Here is a 16071-nt window from a genome sequence, read left to right on the forward strand (position 1 = left end):
CGTGCGAGGTGGCCGGTCGGGTCTCACCAGCTGACCGGGAGGATCAGCGGTGACTTGGTCACGGATTCGTCGTCCCAGGCGGGTTCCTGTCCTTCGGCGAGGCGCAGCCGCGGGAAGTGGTCGAGCAACGCCTCGACTCCCGCGGACAGTTCGGCGCGGGCCAGGTGGGCGCCGAGGCAGTTGTGGGCTCCTCGTCCGAAGGCGAGGTGGCCCCCGCGGCCCGTGGTCGCGCCGGCCCGGTCCAGGTCGAGCCGGTCGGCGTCGGCGAACACCCGCTCGTCGCGGTTGGCGGAGGCCGGTACGGGGATGACGGCGTCGCCCTCGCGGATCGTCCGCCCGTGCAGTTCGATGTCCTCGGTCGCCAGGAGGATCACGGTGCCGTTCATCACCGGCATGTAGCGCAGGAACTCCTCCACCGCGCCGGGCATCAGCTCCCGGTCGTCGCGCAGGCGGGCCCACAGGCCAGGCCGGTCGAGCAGGGTGTGCACGGTGTCGGCCAGGAAGAAGCTGCTGATGCCGAAGCCGACGGTGAGCATGGACAGCCCGAAGGCCATCACGTCGTCGTGGGTCAGCTCGCCGTCGTCGCACCGGCGGACCAGCCGGGTCAGGACGTCGTCGCCGGGCCGGTCCCGCTTCCGGGCGATCAGTGCGGCGACGTACTCGCGCAGCAGGCCGGTGACCCGGCGCCCCTCCTGCGAGGTCACCATGCCGCCGAGGGCCGCGTCCAGCACCGGGAGGAACCGGTCCCGGTCCTCGAAGGGGATGCCGACCAGGTCGCAGAGCACGAGCAGGGGGAAGGGGTCGGTGAAGCCGGCGACCAGGTCGCCGGGCGGGCCGTCGTCCTCGAACGCCCGCAGCAGTCGCCCGGCCAGCCCGCGGATGCGCGGCAGGTGGTCGCGCACGGCCCGGGAGCTGAACGGCTCGGCCAGCGCCCGGCGCAGGGCCGCGTGCCGGGGGCCGTCGAGCTCGGCGATCGTGACCAGGCGCGGCCCGTCGTCCGCGGGTTGCCCGGGACGCGGCGGCCAGTCGTTGATGGTCGGCCTGATCAGCCGGGGGTCCGCGAAGAGCATCCGGACGTCCTCGTGCCGGGTGGCGTACCAGGCGGTCGCGTCCATCGGCAGCCTGACCCTGGCCAGGGGGCAGTTCTCGCGCAGCCGCGCGGACTCCTCGGGCGGCCCCATGGTGCCCGGCGGCGGGAGCGGGAAGTCCAGGACGTCCGGCTCGGCGCCGGGCCCCCGCGCACCGGGCGGCCGTGCGCTCATGAGTGCGCCCCTTCCGGGTGGCGGGGGCAGGGGCGTTCGATGTAACCGGTGGTGTAGAAGTACTCCAGGTAGCGGTCCAGCAGCTCCGCGTCGACGGGAGGGCAGTGCAGGCCCGAGGTGGCCAGGTCGTGCTCGACGTTGGCCCGCCCGACGGTCGGGAAGGTGCCCTCGAAGTACATCTCCTTGACGGACATGTCGGCCTGCTTGCAGCGGTCCACGCACAGCGAGACGAACGGGGCCGTGGGGCTCGTGGGGTGCTGCGCGACGTGGCGGACGAGCTCGCCCACCCACTCCTCGTAGGGGAGGCGGGAGATCCGGTGGCCGGCCCTGTCCATCCGGTCGAGCATGTCGCACAGGCTCGCGGCGCGGGGGTTGGTCATGTGGTAGGTCCGGCGCGTGGCGCGGTGGGTGGTGGCGATGTGCACCAGGGCGTCGGAGAGGAAGTCCACCGGGACGAAGTCCAGCGGCAGCCGGATGTCGGGGGCGAGCCCGGTCTCGCTGATGGTCTTGAACAGCGAGCAGATCGCGGTGTCGGTGTTGCACGCGCCGGTGTGCCGGTCGCCGGTGATCTCGTACGGACGGTAGACCGCCACCGGCAGGCCCTGGTCCTGGTCCGCGGCGTCGCGCAGCACCTCCTCGGCGACCCACTTGCTCTCGGCGTAGCCCATGGTGAGCCCGTCGGCGTGGTCGAGCGGCAGGTCCTCGTCGACGTGCCGTACGCCGGCGGTTCCGAAGCCGGCGAGCACCGCGATGGTGGAGAGGAAGTGCACCGGCACCCGGCGCCCGGCCGCCAGTCGGATGAGCTCCCTGGTGCCTTCCACGTTGGTGCGGCGCAGCGCGTCGTACGGATAGATGAAGTTGACCTGCGCGGCCGAGTGGATCACCAGGTCGACGGTGTCGGCGAGTTCGTCGGCGCGGCCCGGCTCCAGTCCGAGGCCGGGCTCGGCGAGGTCGGCGGGGAGGCACACGACGCGGTCGGCGGCTTCGGGGGTGGCGAGGCCGAAGCGGGCGAGGTTGCGCATCACCTTCTGCCGGGCGTGGGCGGGGGCCCGGCTTCGCACCGGGCAGCACACCCGGGCGTCGGTGCGGCGCAGTAGCGCGTCCAGAAGGAAGGCGCCGACGAAGCCGGAGGCGCCGGTGAGCAGCACCTCCGCGGGGTGGTGCCAGTCCGGCTCCGGCCCGCGCGGTTGCGGGAGGGTGAAGCCCAGCCGTGCCTCGGCGCGGAAGTCCACCGGGCCCGCGTCGGCGTTCACCCTGCCGTGCGGGCCCTGGACGGCGGCGACGGCGGCGGTGAAGTCCTCCAGTGTCGGGGAGCGCAGCAGGCTGTGGACGAGGGTGCGGCCGTGCCGGGCGTCGAGGCCGAAGGCGGCCAGCGTACGGGTGACGGCCTCGGCTGCCAGCAGGGAGTCGCCGCCGATGTCGAAGAAGCTGTCGCCCGGCGCCGGGTGCACACCCAGCACCACCTGCCAGATCCGGGCCACCGTGTCCTGCGGGCCGGACGCGGTGCCGTTCACCGTCGCCGGGACGGCCGCCTGCCCGGTCGCCGCCAGGCTGCGCAGCCGGGCGCGGTCGACCTTGCCCCCGGCCGTCACCGGGAAGCGCGCGAGTTCCACCAGCCGCGCGGGCACCGCGGGTGCGGGCAGCCAGGCGGCGAGACCGCTGCGGATGCGGTCCAGGGTCAGTGCCTGGCCGGGGCGGGCCGGGGTCACGTACCCGATCAGGGCGTCGCCCTCCCGTTCGACGACGGCCTCGCCCACCGCGTCGTCCGCGCGCAGCCGCGCCTCCACCTCGTCCGGCTCGATGCGGTGCCCGCGCAGTTTGATCTGCCGGTCCACCCGGGCCCGGTACTCCAGTACGCCGTCCGGGCGCCGGACCACGCGGTCACCGGTGCGGTAGAGGCGCGTACCGGGCTCGACGAGGTCGTCGACGAAGCGCTCGGCGGTCAGCCCGGGGTCGCCGAGGTACCCCAGGGCGAGCCCGTCCCCGCCGACGAGGAGCTCGCCTTCCTCGCCGGTGTCGGCGAGCGTGCCGTCCGGGCACAGCACGTGGCAGGTGGAGTTCTCCAGGGGGAGGCCGATCGGCACGGCCGTCGCCTCGGGAGGCAGGTCGTGCAGCGCGTGTGCGGTGGACACCACGCTGTTCTCGGTCGGGCCGTAGAAGTTGACCACGGTGGTGTCCGGGCAGGCGGCCAGTATCGCGCGGGCCAGTTCCGCGTCCATCGCCTCGCCTCCGGCCGAGGCGAACCGCAGGGACCGCAGCGCCGAGGGCCTGGTGCGCGCGATGTGGTGGAACACCCCGGTGGTCAGGTAGGCGATGCTGACCCGCTCGGAGAGCAGCAGCGATTCCAGGGCGGTCGGCGACAGCAGTTCCTCCTGGTCGGCGATCACGATGCAGGCGCCGGCGAGCAGCGCGGGCCAGATCTCGATCGTGGAGGCGTCCGAGGAGAGGTCGTAGGCGTGCAGAACCCGCTCACCGGGCCGCGGCCGCTGCCGGACCAGGTCGGAGGCGGCCAGCCGGACGATTCCGCGGTGCGGGATCGCCACGGGTTTGGGGCGGCCGGTCGAGCCGGAGGTGAACATCACGTAGGCGCAGTCCGCGGGGAGCACCCGGGCCTGCGGCACCGCGGCCGGGGCGGCCGGGGTGGTCGGGGCCAGGCCACCCAGGTCGATGCGGGAACGCACGCGCCGGATACGGCGGGAGCTGCCGGGCAGCGTGACGACGGTGTGCACCCCCGCGTCCTCGGCCATCGCCTGCAGACGCGCGGGTGGTGAGGCGTCGTCGAGCGGGACGTAGGCCGCACCGGTCTTGAGGATGCCCAGGAACGCGACCAGCGCCTCCGGAGAGCGGGCCCCGCACACCCCGACCGTGTCGCCGTACCGCACGCCGGAGTCGTGCAGCCGGGCCGCCACCGCGTCGGAGCGGAGCTTGAGTTCGCCGTAACTGATGCCGCGGCCGTGCTGTACGGAGGCGATGGCCCGCGGGCGGTGCACCGCCCGGGCGTCGAACAGCTCGTGGAGGCAGCGATCGCGTGGATACGGCACCGCCGCGGCGTGCTCGGCCGTCTCCTGATGCGTCGTTGTTCGGGTGTTCATCGGGACGTCACGCTCTCTGCCGCACACGGACCGCGCGCGGGTGGCTACGGTTCGAACTCCTTGGCGAAGGCGGCGAAGTCGGCGGTCCGCCATCTCTCGGGCCTCATGCGGATGAGGACGTCGTCGGCCAGCTGCCGCCGGTTGGCGTCCAGGTACGCCGCCGCCGTGTCCGCGTCCAGATACCGGCAGGCCAGCTCCTCGCGTGCGGCTGGCGGCAGCGGGTCCTCGACGGCCACCACCGGCCCCTCCACGCTGACGTAGCGGTAGGGCGCCGACTCGACCTGCGCGCAGAGGCTGAACCGGCCCGCGCTGCGGATGAGCCGAGCCTTCAGCGTCGTCCGCCCGGTCTGGATCGTCACCAGCCCGCCGGGCCGGTAGGAGTACCAGAGCGGGACGAGCAGCGGTCCGCCGCCGTCGCGCGCGTCGTCCACCCCCAGGATTCCCACGTGCGGGCTTGCGAGGAACGCCTCCCGGGCTTCGACCGACATCCTGAGATCCACTGGTACCGCCTCGATTCGGCAGGAGCCGCATCCGGTATCGATTCGCGCAAGGGAGCGTGAGCCGGCGGGGCCTCGGGGCGGCCGGCGTGTGACCGCCGCAGGTCCGTGCGGGTCCTCGGTCCTTCTCGTCCGGTGCACACGGCCTTCGGGAACCCGGTGGGGCGGCCAGGGCCGGGCCGGGCTCTCCCTTCCACGTTTCCACCACACCCGGGTGGCTCGCATCCCGGCGGCCGCGCACGCGGTGCCTCCGCTCCCCCGCCGAAGAGCACGGCGGGCGCTGCGGGGGGATCCTGCCAGTGCCGGCCGTCAGGTGGTTCCCGGCTGGTTCCAGGAGAAGGAGGGGCACATGAGGGCGGCCATCCGGGCCGAGGGCCTGGTGAAGGACTTCGGCGACGTACGGGCCCTGGACGGGGTCGACCTGGACGTGCCGGAGGGGACGGTGCTGGGCCTGCTCGGCCCCAACGGCGCCGGCAAGAGCACCACGGTACGGGTGCTCACCACCCTGGTGCGGCCCGACGCGGGCAGCGCCCACGTGGCGGGGGTGGACGTGCTCAAGCACCCCGGCCGGGTCCGCAGCCTGCTGGGCCTCTGCGGCCAGTACGCGGCGGTCGACGAGTACCTCACCGGCCGGGAGAACCTCCAGATGGTCGGCGAGCTCTACCAGATGCGGAGCAGGGACGCCAAGGCGCGCGCCCGGGAGCTGCTGGAGTGGTTCGACCTCGACGAGGCGGCCGACCGGCCGGCCAGGACCTACTCCGGTGGCATGCGCCGCCGGCTCGACCTGGCGGCCGCGCTGGTGGTGCGGCCCCCGGTGATGTTCCTCGACGAGCCCACCACCGGTCTGGACCCGCGCAACCGGCTGGCGCTGTGGGAGGTCATTGAGATGCTGGCGGCGGAGGGCACCACCCTGCTGCTCACCACCCAGTACCTGGAGGAGGCCGACCGGCTGGCGCACGACATCGTCGTGGTCGACCACGGCCGGGTGATCGCACGCGGATCCGCCGACGACCTCAAGACCAGGACCGGCGGCGAGCGGGTGGAGGTGGTGGTCCACGACCGCGAGCAGATCGGTGCGGCCGTCGCGGCGCTCACCCCGTACGGTGGGGGCCCGCTCAGCGTGGAGCAGCACACCCGGCGAATCCTCGTGCCGGTGGACGGGGGCGCCCGGGTGCTCGCCGACGTCATCCGCGAGCTGGACGGGCTGGGCGTCCTCATCGACGACATCGGCCTGCGCAGGCCCACCCTCGACGACGTCTTTCTCTTCCTCACCGGCCACGCGGCCGAGGAGAACGAGCTGGGAAAGCCGCCTCGGACGGCTTCCGGGGCCGGGCGGCGCCGGTGGGCACGGAACGCCCGTGGGAACTCCCGGCGGGGGCTTCGGCGCTCCCACCGGAAGTAGTAACTCCAGTGATGGTCGAAGCAGTGATGGTCAAGGGAGTGGAAACCATGGGACAGCTGGATGGGAAGGTCGCCGTGGTGACCGGGGGCTCGGCCGGGATCGGTCTCGCCGTCGTCCGTCGGTTCGCCGCCGAAGGTGCCACCGTCTACTCTCGCCGGCCGGCGCAAGGCCGAGCTGGACGAGGCCGTGGAAGCCGAGAGACAGGCTGCGGCCGCCGAACTCGCGGACGACTACGAACGTAAAGCCGTGGCCGCAGAGCTGGCTGCGCCGGTCCGCGCCGGTCCGCGCCGGGGGAGGAGGGGGAGGAGGGGGAGGAGCCTGCGGTGGTCCCACTTCACCGCCTGGATCCGCGGCCTGCTGGCCGGGAAGCGATCAGCCGGCGCCGACGATCAGCCGCCCGAGGCGCGGCGGAGGCGGATCAACGCCGTCCCGGCCGGTCCGGAGAACGCCGGAAGGCCGGACGGCTCGACGATCGTCGTGTGCCCGCGCAGCGGGCGGAAGCCTGCGGCGCTCAGCACGGCGAGGGTCCGCTGGTATCCCTGGGCGCCGTTCAGGAATTTCGGCGCGGTGGCCACCACGCAGGGCCCGCTGCCGGCGCGTGCCACGAGCTCGCCCAGCAGCAGCACGCCGAGACCGGGATCGTCCCAGCCGTCGTCGAACGTGAACTCGTTGACGATGAGGAGGTTTCCGAGGTCGCCGTACGGCCCTTGTCCGAGCATCTTGCGCAGCACCGTGGTGAACTCGGACCGGTCGTTCTGGTTTGTGAGCGCATCCCGGTGAACCGCGCTGATCACCTCCGACCCGCGCGGGATTGTGTTCTCCAGGTCGGCCAGGAGCGCCGTGCTCACCGACCCGCTGTCCATGGGGATCTGGCAGAGACCCAATAGGGCGACTTGGCTGAGACCGTCGTTCGGGGGACGCCGGATCTCGGCGGCATCCCGTTCCTGCGGGTAGCGGGCGAGCAATCGGTAGGTCTGCGAGCGTTCACCGGCTGCCAGGACCGGGCCGATCTCGCAGGTTATGGTGAGGTGCAGCCGATCAGGGTCACCAGGAAGCCCGGTGGACAGCGGAACTGTCGGGGTGTCAGTCACGATGCGCCTTTCTGCGGACCCGTACGCGAACCGGGCGATCCGCAGGCTGACAGAGGTGCGCCACGGGTGCCCGACCATTGGCAGTATCAGCCGAAGTCCACGGAATATGCCAGGGTGCCGACGAACGGCTCCCGGCCGCATGGGCCGGCCGCCCGGCCGGGGGCGGGGTCTGTCGGTAGCTCAAACCCGGGACGTAGGTCCTCCAGCCCGAGGCGGAGAGACCCCCGCCCGCCCGTGTGCACGCCAGCGTACGGGCGTGGTTACGCAGTTCGTCGAGTGCGCCGAGGTCGTTGACGTTGACGATCTTGTCCTCGGCGCCGGGCGGGAGAGTCTTCCCGTCCGGGGTGACGGCGACCGCGGTGATTGCGCCGGTCCGGGTGCTGGTACCGCCGAGGTTGTAGGGCTGGACCGGGTTGGTCACCTCCCAGACGATCACCGTGCGGTCGGCGCTCCCGGATACGAGGGTGTGGTCGTCCGGGCTGAAGGCCAGCGCTCGCACCCCACTGTTGTGACCGGTCAGGGGCTGGCCGAGGCGGTGTGTTTCGGCCGGTCTGCTGGTGTCCCAGAGCATGACGGTGGCATCCAGGCTGCCGGTCGCGATGGTTCGTCCGTCGGGGCTGAACGCCAGCACCGACCTGTGGTGGATGGCCACCCAGGGCAGCGGGCCGGCGGCGGGGCGCGCCTTGCCCGGCTACGTGCCGTCGGTGAGGGTCACGCGGTTAGCAAGGCCGTGCAGGTAGGCAAGGGAGAGTCCCGGGGCGGTCTCCTCGGCGAGCCGTGCGTACCCCGGGTTGTCCATGTCGTTGAACGCGGTGCGGGTGCCGTGGGCCAGGCCCGCCCGGGAGAGCGGGAGCTCCCTGCCGACCCGCGCGACGAGCTCCCGCTGCACGGCGTCGAGGCCGTCGGCGGTGTCGGTCGGTCGGGTTCGGGAGGTGGCGTGCAGGCTGGTCGGATAGATGCCCCGGTGGCTCACGTAGTCCCCGAGCGCCGCGTCCGCGTTCCGGTCCGCGATCCGGGGGAAGGCCGCCGCCAGGAAGACGGTGACGAGCACGAGGGCCGCCGTGAACAGGGCCGCCAGCGGGCTCGCGCGCAGCCTGGCGCGGACCCAGCGCGCGGGGCGGAGGGCGGGCCCCGGGATGCCGGCTTCGGTGGTCACATCTCCTCCACGTGATGCGGCCGGGCGACCGCCTTTCTACCTCCTACGGTGGAGTCCACCGGACACGTTCATCGATCCGGTCCGTGCGCGGATCAGCCGCGGACGGACAAGGCTGAGGGGCACGTCGGCGTTCGGATCACCGCCGACCGATCACCGGATGACCGACGATGCTGTCAGATTTGACCGGGAGGCGGAAGGGATCTTCGCGAATCAATTCCATCCCCGCCAGGATCCGTTGGACTTCTCTCCGCTACCTACAGGTCGAGCGGACAGCCCTTGACGCTGACACCAGCCGACACGCCGTCGGACGGCCAGCCACCCGGATCAGGGGAGAAGCGGCCGGACGGCCAGCCATTCCTGAAGCTCGTCGCGACTGCGACCAGGGCGTAGGTGTCCGATGATCAGGTCGAGGTGGCCGGTCAGATTCTTCAGACGGCGTAGCTCACCGATCTGCTCGGCAGGCAGGGCCCGCCACCGGGCGCCCAGAGCGCCGGCCTCCGCAGGACTCAGGGCGAGCTCGGCGAGGGTGTCGGCGGCGAGAACGTCAGGGTCCCAGTCGGGGTCCTGGGCGTCGGGACCGAGGTGGTCGATGATCCACGCCCGGAGCATGAAGTCGTTCTGGGCCATGCGTGCCTGTCCCCAGGAGCCGTCGCCGTGCAGGCGCGCGTTGACCCGCAGCGACAGCTTCGCCCATTGCCTGCGCTCCGCCGGTCCGGCACCATCCTCGGAGCGGTACGCGTGCAGGGCGCTGATCTCCCGGACGCCCTCCAGCTCGCCACGATGCCGACCAGGACGCTCGGCGAACGCGGTGAGCTGGTCGAGCGTCAACACGCTGAGGTCTTCGGCCGGTTCACTTGTCGAGGCGGTGTCCATGGACACCAGCCTGTACCACTGAACGACTGACCGCTCGGCCGGCCTCCCCGGTCAGCGTCCGACCGGGACGACCGGGGAGACCTGCGCGACAGGCCAGCGGGGGCCGCCCGGGCCGCCCTGCCACGCCCACTGTTCCTCGGGGGTGACGGTGATCCCGTAGTCGTACAGGTCCGGCGACCCGAGCGCCTCCCACTGGGACCAGGCGGTCATCACCTCGTCGCCGATCCGCCGCGGCCCGCCCTGGAACAGCACCGCGCCCCCACCACCGTCCGTGGACAGCGCCGCCCACGAGCGGTCGCCGTCGTGGAACCAGACGTTGACACCGTCCTCGTCCCGTCCCGTCAGAACGACGGCGTCCGGGACGGCGACGCGCACCGCGAAGCGCAGGTGCCAGTCGTCGGCCAGCGGCGCCGGATCGCGTTCCACCACCCGCCGCACCTCGGGCTCGCCACCACCGCGCACCGCCGTGTACGTGGCGTGGTCACCGCGCGTCGGAGCCGGCCCGCACCGGTCGGCCATGAACTGCGCCAGGCCCTGCACCCAGCCCGTCGCGCTGCGTCCGTCGTCGGCAACGGTGAGGGCGACGTGGCCGAGCCTGCCCCAGGGGTAGACGATCCGGCCGCCCGGCTTCGTCGCCTCCACCCAGTCCCACGGGACGGCCTCGACGGCGTAGGTGGCGTGGAGCCGGTCGACCCTGGCGCCGCCGAGCGGCCCCGCGTGGGTGGCGTCGCCGGCCAGCACCTCGGCGCCGACCCCCGCGGCCGCCAGGCGCTCGCGGGCGAACGCCGCCAGCTGCTCGTCGACCTCGGTCGACACCACCCGGCCGGGTCCGGCCTGCCAGGCCGCCAGAGCACAGGTCCAGCCCTGCCCGCCGCCGACGTCCCACACCGTGTGCCCGGGCTCCAGCATGAGGCTGTCCAGCATGTCCGCCACCACGCCGGGCGCGGACAGGCTGGAGGACGGCAGACCGTCGGTGACCTGGGTGATCGCCGCGGCGTTGACGTCGCCGTACAGCTCGTCGGCCCACCCGGCCGCATCAGTGGCGCGGTCCATCGCCACGTAGGCGCGATCGTCCCAGCGCCACAGCCGATCCGGTGCGAACAGGTCGCGCGGCAGCGCGGCCATGGCCTCCCGCAACCACGGCGAGTCCTGGGGCCACGCCCCGCCTTGCTCCATCGCCGCGTCCATGCGCACCCGACGCTCCACCAGATCGGCGTCGGGGCTCACGACTTCTTGTGCTTCCCGCCCGACGGCGGCGCGGGAGGCACCTGCCCGTCCTGGTTGCCCGGCGGCGGGCTCCCCTTCTCAAGCGGCGCCGGCGGCTTCTGGTGATCGCCCATGCTGCTCCCCCTTCCTTCCGCGTACACGCTGACTGGCCGACCATCCTGGCGCAGCCCGGCGCCGGCCGGTAGACGGCGTGCGGTCGCACTTCGAGGGCGTGCGGGTCTCGGGCGCGCGCATCCCGGGAGCGCGGCCAGGTACGGGCAGAACCGGAGCCCGCCGTGCCGCAGACAGCTCCCGCCGGGCGCCTCGCCGCACCGGAAGTACGGCGACGGAGCCCGCCGGGTTGCGGCAAGTCGTCAGCGGCAGTGGGCCGCACCTGTCATCGCTCTCATGCTGCTGGCGGAACAGGCCCGCGAGGAACGGTGGCCTCGCTGGGCAGCGGGACTGGTGCCCGGTGTGCGGCGGCATCCTCCAGTCCGGGTTCGGGACCGGCTCTCGCTCAGATCGCCGGCCGCGTGGGATGCTGCCTAGCATGATCGACTCTCCTGCTACCGAAGCGCCGGGTGGGGCCTGGTCGTTCGCGGCGGCGCGTGAGCCGGCCGAGTTCCCCGCCGCCGGGGTCCACGGTGTGCCCGGTGTCTGGCACGCCGGGGACAGGGGGCGGACCCTGTGCGGGATTCGTGGCCGGTACCTGTCGTTCTTCCTGCACCACTTCCAGCCGCAGGACCTGGCCTCGTGCCGGAAGTGCCGGGCGCTGGCCGAGGCGGCGCCGACGCGGCCGTGCGGGCAGGAACGCCTGCACGACCTGCTCCTCCAGGAAGCCGACGACGGGCCGCTGCGGACGGACCTGCTGGCCGCGCTGCGCCGGGGCGCGCGGATCGCATACTGGGGCACCGGCCCGGCACGCGACCTCACTCGGTCCTACGCGCGGCTCGACCGGATGACGGAGGAGGCCGGCCCGGCCGCCGAGGCACTCGCGGCGGCCGGCACCTCCCTCACGCTGGCCCGCGTCGAGGACACCGACCAGCAGTACCTCATCGTCCTGCCGTACGACGGCCGCGCCCGCATCGCCCGCGGTCCGGCGACCGTCCCTCCTACCGCATCGCCCGCGGTCCGGCGACCGTCCCTCCTACCGCTTCGCCCAGCCCTCCTACGACGCCACCAGCAGCGCCGGGCGACGGGCGGGACGGCCCCTGAGGCTTGTCCCGGCCCCGGTCAGCGTGAACCCGTTTCAGGGTCGCGTTGGCGGCCACTGCGACACAATCTCAGGATGATCGGCAACCGGATCATCCGTCGCACCGATCGAACCAGCATGCGATTGCCTTCTTCAGCGACTCCACTCCGACAGCCCTCCACCCAGCCGACGTCGCCCAGGTGTCGACGCGGCTCGGGGAGATCGACATGCAAGCGATCCTCCGTTCGGTCGTGGACAGTGGTGCGGGCTCCACATTCGGCCACGGGTTCATCGGCGATCCGACGGAGTACCTGCTGGCCCACTTCGGCGCGCTACGCGGGTTCTACGAGGAAGCGGCCCGGAGGCGCCTCCTTGTCGTGCTGTGGTGGGACTGGCTCACCTTCTCGTAGAACCGCGGTGGCCAGAGCAGTGCCGTCGGCCGTACCGAGCGCAGCACGTCCCGGTAGTCCTCGATGGGGCAGTACGTGACCACCGGCCGGGTGAGCAACGGCGCCGAGAAGTGTCCTGTTGCCTGTACCTCGTCGGGTGCAGCAGCATGTCTTTCGTGCTCGGACTGTACCGGGGCGCGAAAGGGGAAAGGGCTCTCACTCATGTCCACATTCCTTCTGATACACGGTAGTTGGCACAGCGGGCGCTGCTGGGAGCGGGTGGTGCCGCTGCTGGAGGCGTACGGGCACCGGGTGTTCGCGCCGTCCCTGACCGGCTGCGGGGACAAGGCGCACCTGCTCGGACCGGAGGTGGGACTCGACACGCACGTCGACGACGTGGTCGGGCTGGTCGCCGAGCAGGACCTCGACGACGTCGTCCTCGTCGGCCACAGCTACGCGGGGCTGGTGATCTCCTCCGTGGCCAACCGGATCCCGGAGCGCATCGCACACCTCGTCTACCTCGACGCGCTGGTCCCGCAGGACGGCGAGTCCGCGGTCGACGTCCAACCCGTGGGGCGGCGGATGATCGAGCTCGCCGAGAAGTCCGAGAGCGGCTGGCGCGTCCCCCCGATGCCCGAGCTGCCCGCGCCCCTCGGCCTGTTCGGCGTCACGGACCCGGCGGACGTGGCCTGGCTGCGCGAGACGCTCACGGACCAGACGGTGCGCTGCCTTCGGCAACCCGTGCGACTGGACAACCCGGCTGCGGACGCGATCCCGCGCACGCACATCCACAACGTCGGCCCCACGCCGCCGGGCATCACCCGCCGCCCCGTCCCCCCGATCCAGCCCAACGGCTCCGCCGCGCAGGTCTGGGAGCTGCCGACCGGCCACGACTGCATGATCACCATGCCGAGGGAACTGAGTGAACTGCTCCTCAAGCTCGCCTGAGTAGTACATCGTTGACCGGAGGTGATCTCGGTCTGCGGGTCGGGCATCGGGTCGGCGTGGATCCGGGGGAGATCGGGCAACTCCGTGGTGAGCCGGCCGCGCGGGTGGGGCTTCGTCGCAGGTCAAGCTCGCTGTGGGTCTACTGCTGGTCGTCCTTGAGGGCTTCGGTCATCTGCTCGTCGATGGCCCTGATCTGGTTGCGGTAGGGGTGGAGGGTGGCTTCGATGCCGCCGCTTGGTGCTGTCGGCAGCGGGGCGGGGCACGGGCTCAAGCTTGAGCCTCGTGGTCGCGATCAGCCGTCGTGGTGGTCCGCCTGCTCCTTCCTGTGGCGTGGGAGTCGGTGGGACTCGACCGGTCGTCCGCCGGCGAGGTGCTCGGTGACGATGCGGCCGGCGACAGCCGGGTCGATCTTCCCGTACCAGATGTCGTCCGGCTGCACGCTGGCGACGGGGGCCTGGTTGCAGGGGAACTGGCACCCCGTCTGGGTGACGAGCACGTCGTCGTCGCCGAGGCCGTGCTCGGTCAGTTTCTGTACCAGGGCGCGTAGTCCCTCCTCCGCGCCCTTGGCCGCGCAACGCGGGCCGCGGCACACCAGGACCTGGTGCCGGTGGCCGGGGACTTCCTCCCAGGCCGCGGACGTGAGGCCGGGCTCCTGGCCGGTGATGGCCCTCGTCACCGCGGCCACTGCGGGGACCGCGTCCGGCGAGTCGGCGAGGCGGGTCGCGACGAGGAGTTCGGGACGGTGGCCCGCGCGCTCGCGCCACCAGTACGCCGCGATCCGCCGTAGCCAGGACTGGGCCGGGCCGGACGCCGCGAGGCGGACGCCGATCACGACCACGGTCTCGGCGCCCGCGTCGGCCAGCCTGGTCAGCTCGGCCGACAGGGAAGGGTCTGCCTGCTGCAGGAACGCGATCGAGGCCTGGTGCGACGCCGCTGTCCGGAGGAGTTCGTCACGGCGGACGGCTTCCCCCATCGACATGCCGACCAGGAGCGTGGCACTGCGGCGGGCGAGCGCGCCCGGGACGGGGCGGGTCATGGTGTTGTCCCTTCGGGAAGCAGTCCGTTCCACCGGATGTGCGGTCTGTCGTGCCGGGGGTGTCGTTCCACGGTGACGTCGACGCCGTAGACGTGCGCGATCGTCGGCGAGGTGAGCACGTCGGAGCTGGGCCCGTGGGCGACCAGTCGGCTGTCGAGCAGGACGGCGACCTCGTCGCAGTAGGCGGCGGCGAGTTCGAGGTCGTGCAGCGCGGCTACCGTGGTGATGCCCAGCCCGCGTACGGTGCCGAGGAAGCCGAGTTGGTGGCGTAGGTCGAGGTGGTTGGTGGGCTCGTCGAGCAGGAGCACGCCGGGCTCCTGCACCAGTGCCCGCGCGAGCTGGACCCGCTGCCGCTCGCCACCCGACAGCGTCGGCCAGGACCGGTCGAGCAGGTGGCCGACGTCGGCTGCGGCCACGGCTGCGGCGAACACGGACCGCTCGTGGGCGTCGGTGGCGGAGTTCGCCGGCACGGGCCAGCGGCTGCGGTGCGGCGTGCGGCCGAGATCGATGACCTGACGGACCGGCAGCGACAGCCGGGTGTCCGCCTGCTGCTCCATGAAGGCCACCTGTCGTGCTCGTCGGCGGGCCGTGAGTGCGTGGAGATCCTCTCCGTCCAGGAGGACCCGACCCTCGCTCGGCCGGGTCAGTCCGGCGACCGCGCGCAGCAAGGTGGTCTTCCCGGCGCCGTTGGGTCCGAGCAGGCCCGTGATCCGGCCGGGGGCGAACGCGAGCGAGACCGCGTCCAGCAGCGTGGCTCCGCCGATGCTCACACGAAGTCCCTCCGTGCGCAGCTCGGCGGGGGGCGTCACCGTCACTGCCCCCTCCCGTCGGCCCGCCCCTGGCGCCACAGCAGCCAGGCGAAGAAGGGCGCTCCGAGCCCGGCCGTGATGACGCCGACGGGGATCTCCCGGTCGGGGAGGACCGAGCGCGCCACGATGTCGCTGCCCACCAGGAGGGACGCGCCCACCAGTGCCGACACGGGCAGCAGGAGGGCGTGGCGCGGGCCGCAGACGAGACGGACGACATGCGGTACGACCAGGCCGAGGAACCCGATGACGCCGGTGTGGGCGACCAGGCACGCGGTTACCAGCGCGGCGGTGGCGACGAGGACCCAACGGGTGCGCTCGACGTGGACGCCGAGGGAGCGGGCGGCGGTCTCGCCGAACGCGAAGGCGTCCAGGTCGCGGGCCGAGGAGGCCAGGACCGTGACACCGGCCAGCGCGACCGCGGTCAGGAAGACGGCGGTGGGCCACCGCACGCCGGCGACCGAGCCCAGCGTCCACTCCATGACACCGCGCGCCGCGTTGCGGTCCCCGAGGACCAGCACGACGAACGAGGTGTAGGCCCCGCACATCTGTCCCACCGCGATGCCGGCGAGCACGGTCCGGGTGGTCGGTAGCGACCGGGTGCGCGCGCCGGCCAGTGCCAGGACGACGACGGCGGCTAGCAGGGCACCGGCGAAGGCCGCCGTGGACACCGCGCCGGTGCCCACGGCGCCGGTCACGCCGACGCCGAGGACGATCACGGTGACCGCGCCGGCGGCGGCTCCGTCCGAGATCCCGAGCAGGAAGGGATCGGCCAGGTCGTTCCCGGTCAGCGTCTGCAACACCGCGCCGCAGACCGCGAGGCCGGCGCCGGTGGCAGCCGCTCCCAGAACCCGGGGCAGCCGCAACTGCCAGACGATCTGGTCGTCCAGCAGCGTCACGTGCGGGTTGCCCAGCCCGAGACGGCGCACCACGACGTCGATCACCGTCCGGACCGGCTCGTGTTGCGAGCCCACGGCGAGGCCGAGGAGCACGGTGGCCAGGAGCAGGGCCGCACCGATGGCCAGGGCCGGGGGGGGGGGGGGGGGGGGGGGGGGGGGGGGGGGGGGGGGGGGGGGGGGGGGGGGGGGGGGGGGGGGGGGGGGGGGGGGGGGGGGGGGACG

At 72.9% G+C, this 16071-nt stretch carries 15 protein-coding genes and 1 pseudogene; 4 read left to right on the forward strand and 12 right to left on the reverse strand.

Features of this window, described 5'->3' with window-relative positions:
- Window positions 1-23 precede the first annotated feature (23 nt).
- Genes AC07BF_RS30390 through AC07BF_RS30400 form a run of 3 tightly spaced genes read right to left on the reverse strand, consistent with a single transcriptional unit; the run spans window position 24 to window position 4842 of the window.
- The gene (locus AC07BF_RS30390) at window positions 24-1262 is read right to left on the reverse strand and encodes a cytochrome P450 (protein WP_478334185.1); all 1239 of its coding nucleotides are present in this window, start codon (window positions 1260-1262) and stop codon (window positions 24-26) included.
- A complete protein-coding gene (locus tag AC07BF_RS30395) occupies window positions 1259-4354 on the reverse strand; it encodes an amino acid adenylation domain-containing protein (RefSeq protein ID WP_478334186.1) in 3096 nt (1031 codons plus the stop codon). Before AC07BF_RS30395 ends, AC07BF_RS30390 begins: the two co-directional genes overlap by 4 nt.
- A gap of 44 nt (window positions 4355-4398) precedes the next feature.
- Window positions 4399-4842, reverse strand: a complete 444-nt coding sequence (locus tag AC07BF_RS30400) for a pyridoxamine 5'-phosphate oxidase family protein (protein ID WP_363587946.1) — start codon at window positions 4840-4842, stop codon at window positions 4399-4401.
- 358 nt (window positions 4843-5200) lie between these two features.
- Here AC07BF_RS30400 and AC07BF_RS30405 point away from each other — a divergent pair, with 358 nt between their 5' ends.
- On the forward strand, window positions 5201-6253 hold the full coding sequence (locus AC07BF_RS30405) for an ATP-binding cassette domain-containing protein (RefSeq protein WP_363633166.1): 1053 nt from the start codon (window positions 5201-5203) through the stop codon (window positions 6251-6253).
- Window positions 6254-6300: 47 nt separating this feature from the next.
- Window positions 6301-6443: pseudogene (locus AC07BF_RS30410) on the forward strand (SDR family NAD(P)-dependent oxidoreductase); the annotation flags it as partial.
- Window positions 6444-6642: 199 nt separating this feature from the next.
- Here the strand turns inward: AC07BF_RS30410 and AC07BF_RS30415 are convergent.
- From AC07BF_RS30415 to AC07BF_RS30435, 5 genes are all read right to left on the reverse strand, one after another.
- A complete protein-coding gene (locus AC07BF_RS30415; RefSeq protein WP_363633208.1) occupies window positions 6643-7344 on the reverse strand; it encodes a hypothetical protein in 702 nt (233 codons plus the stop codon).
- Complete coding sequence (locus AC07BF_RS30420; protein ID WP_363633168.1) at window positions 7337-7996, reverse strand: WD40 repeat domain-containing protein; 660 nt, start codon at window positions 7994-7996, stop codon at window positions 7337-7339. The genes AC07BF_RS30415 and AC07BF_RS30420 overlap by 8 nt, the downstream gene beginning before the upstream one ends.
- 39 nt (window positions 7997-8035) lie before the next feature.
- On the reverse strand, window positions 8036-8500 hold the full coding sequence (locus tag AC07BF_RS30425; RefSeq protein WP_363633170.1) for a hypothetical protein: 465 nt from the start codon (window positions 8498-8500) through the stop codon (window positions 8036-8038).
- A 324-nt stretch (window positions 8501-8824) separates the two neighbouring features.
- Window positions 8825-9373 (reverse strand): hypothetical protein, encoded by a 549-nt coding sequence (locus tag AC07BF_RS30430; protein ID WP_363633172.1) that lies wholly within the window; start codon window positions 9371-9373, stop codon window positions 8825-8827.
- Window positions 9374-9424: 51 nt separating this feature from the next.
- Window positions 9425-10600, reverse strand: coding sequence for a protein-L-isoaspartate O-methyltransferase family protein (locus AC07BF_RS30435; protein WP_478334187.1), 1176 nt, complete (start codon window positions 10598-10600; stop codon window positions 9425-9427).
- Between the two features lie 1398 nt (window positions 10601-11998).
- Here AC07BF_RS30435 and AC07BF_RS30440 point away from each other — a divergent pair.
- A complete protein-coding gene (locus tag AC07BF_RS30440) occupies window positions 11999-12181 on the forward strand; it encodes a hypothetical protein (RefSeq protein ID WP_478334188.1) in 183 nt (60 codons plus the stop codon).
- 201 nt (window positions 12182-12382) lie between these two features.
- The gene (locus tag AC07BF_RS30445; RefSeq protein WP_400987660.1) at window positions 12383-13108 is read left to right on the forward strand and encodes an alpha/beta hydrolase; all 726 of its coding nucleotides are present in this window, start codon (window positions 12383-12385) and stop codon (window positions 13106-13108) included.
- Window positions 13109-13247: 139 nt separating this feature from the next.
- Here AC07BF_RS30445 and AC07BF_RS30450 read toward each other — a convergent pair whose 3' ends face one another.
- The 4 genes from AC07BF_RS30450 to AC07BF_RS30465 are packed head-to-tail and all read right to left on the reverse strand — an operon-like array spanning window position 13248 to window position 15942.
- Window positions 13248-13379 (reverse strand): hypothetical protein, encoded by a 132-nt coding sequence (locus tag AC07BF_RS30450; protein WP_400808645.1) that lies wholly within the window; start codon window positions 13377-13379, stop codon window positions 13248-13250.
- Between the two features lie 21 nt (window positions 13380-13400).
- Window positions 13401-14144 (reverse strand): (2Fe-2S) ferredoxin domain-containing protein, encoded by a 744-nt coding sequence (locus tag AC07BF_RS30455; RefSeq protein WP_363587964.1) that lies wholly within the window; start codon window positions 14142-14144, stop codon window positions 13401-13403.
- Window positions 14141-14914, reverse strand: coding sequence for an ABC transporter ATP-binding protein (locus AC07BF_RS30460; RefSeq protein ID WP_363633184.1), 774 nt, complete (start codon window positions 14912-14914; stop codon window positions 14141-14143). The genes AC07BF_RS30455 and AC07BF_RS30460 overlap by 4 nt, the downstream gene beginning before the upstream one ends.
- Before the next feature lie 41 nt (window positions 14915-14955).
- A complete protein-coding gene (locus AC07BF_RS30465) occupies window positions 14956-15942 on the reverse strand; it encodes a FecCD family ABC transporter permease (protein WP_478334189.1) in 987 nt (328 codons plus the stop codon).
- Between the last annotated feature and the right edge of the window lie 129 nt (window positions 15943-16071).

Source organism: Kitasatospora sp. NPDC043950, from assembly GCF_056435345.1.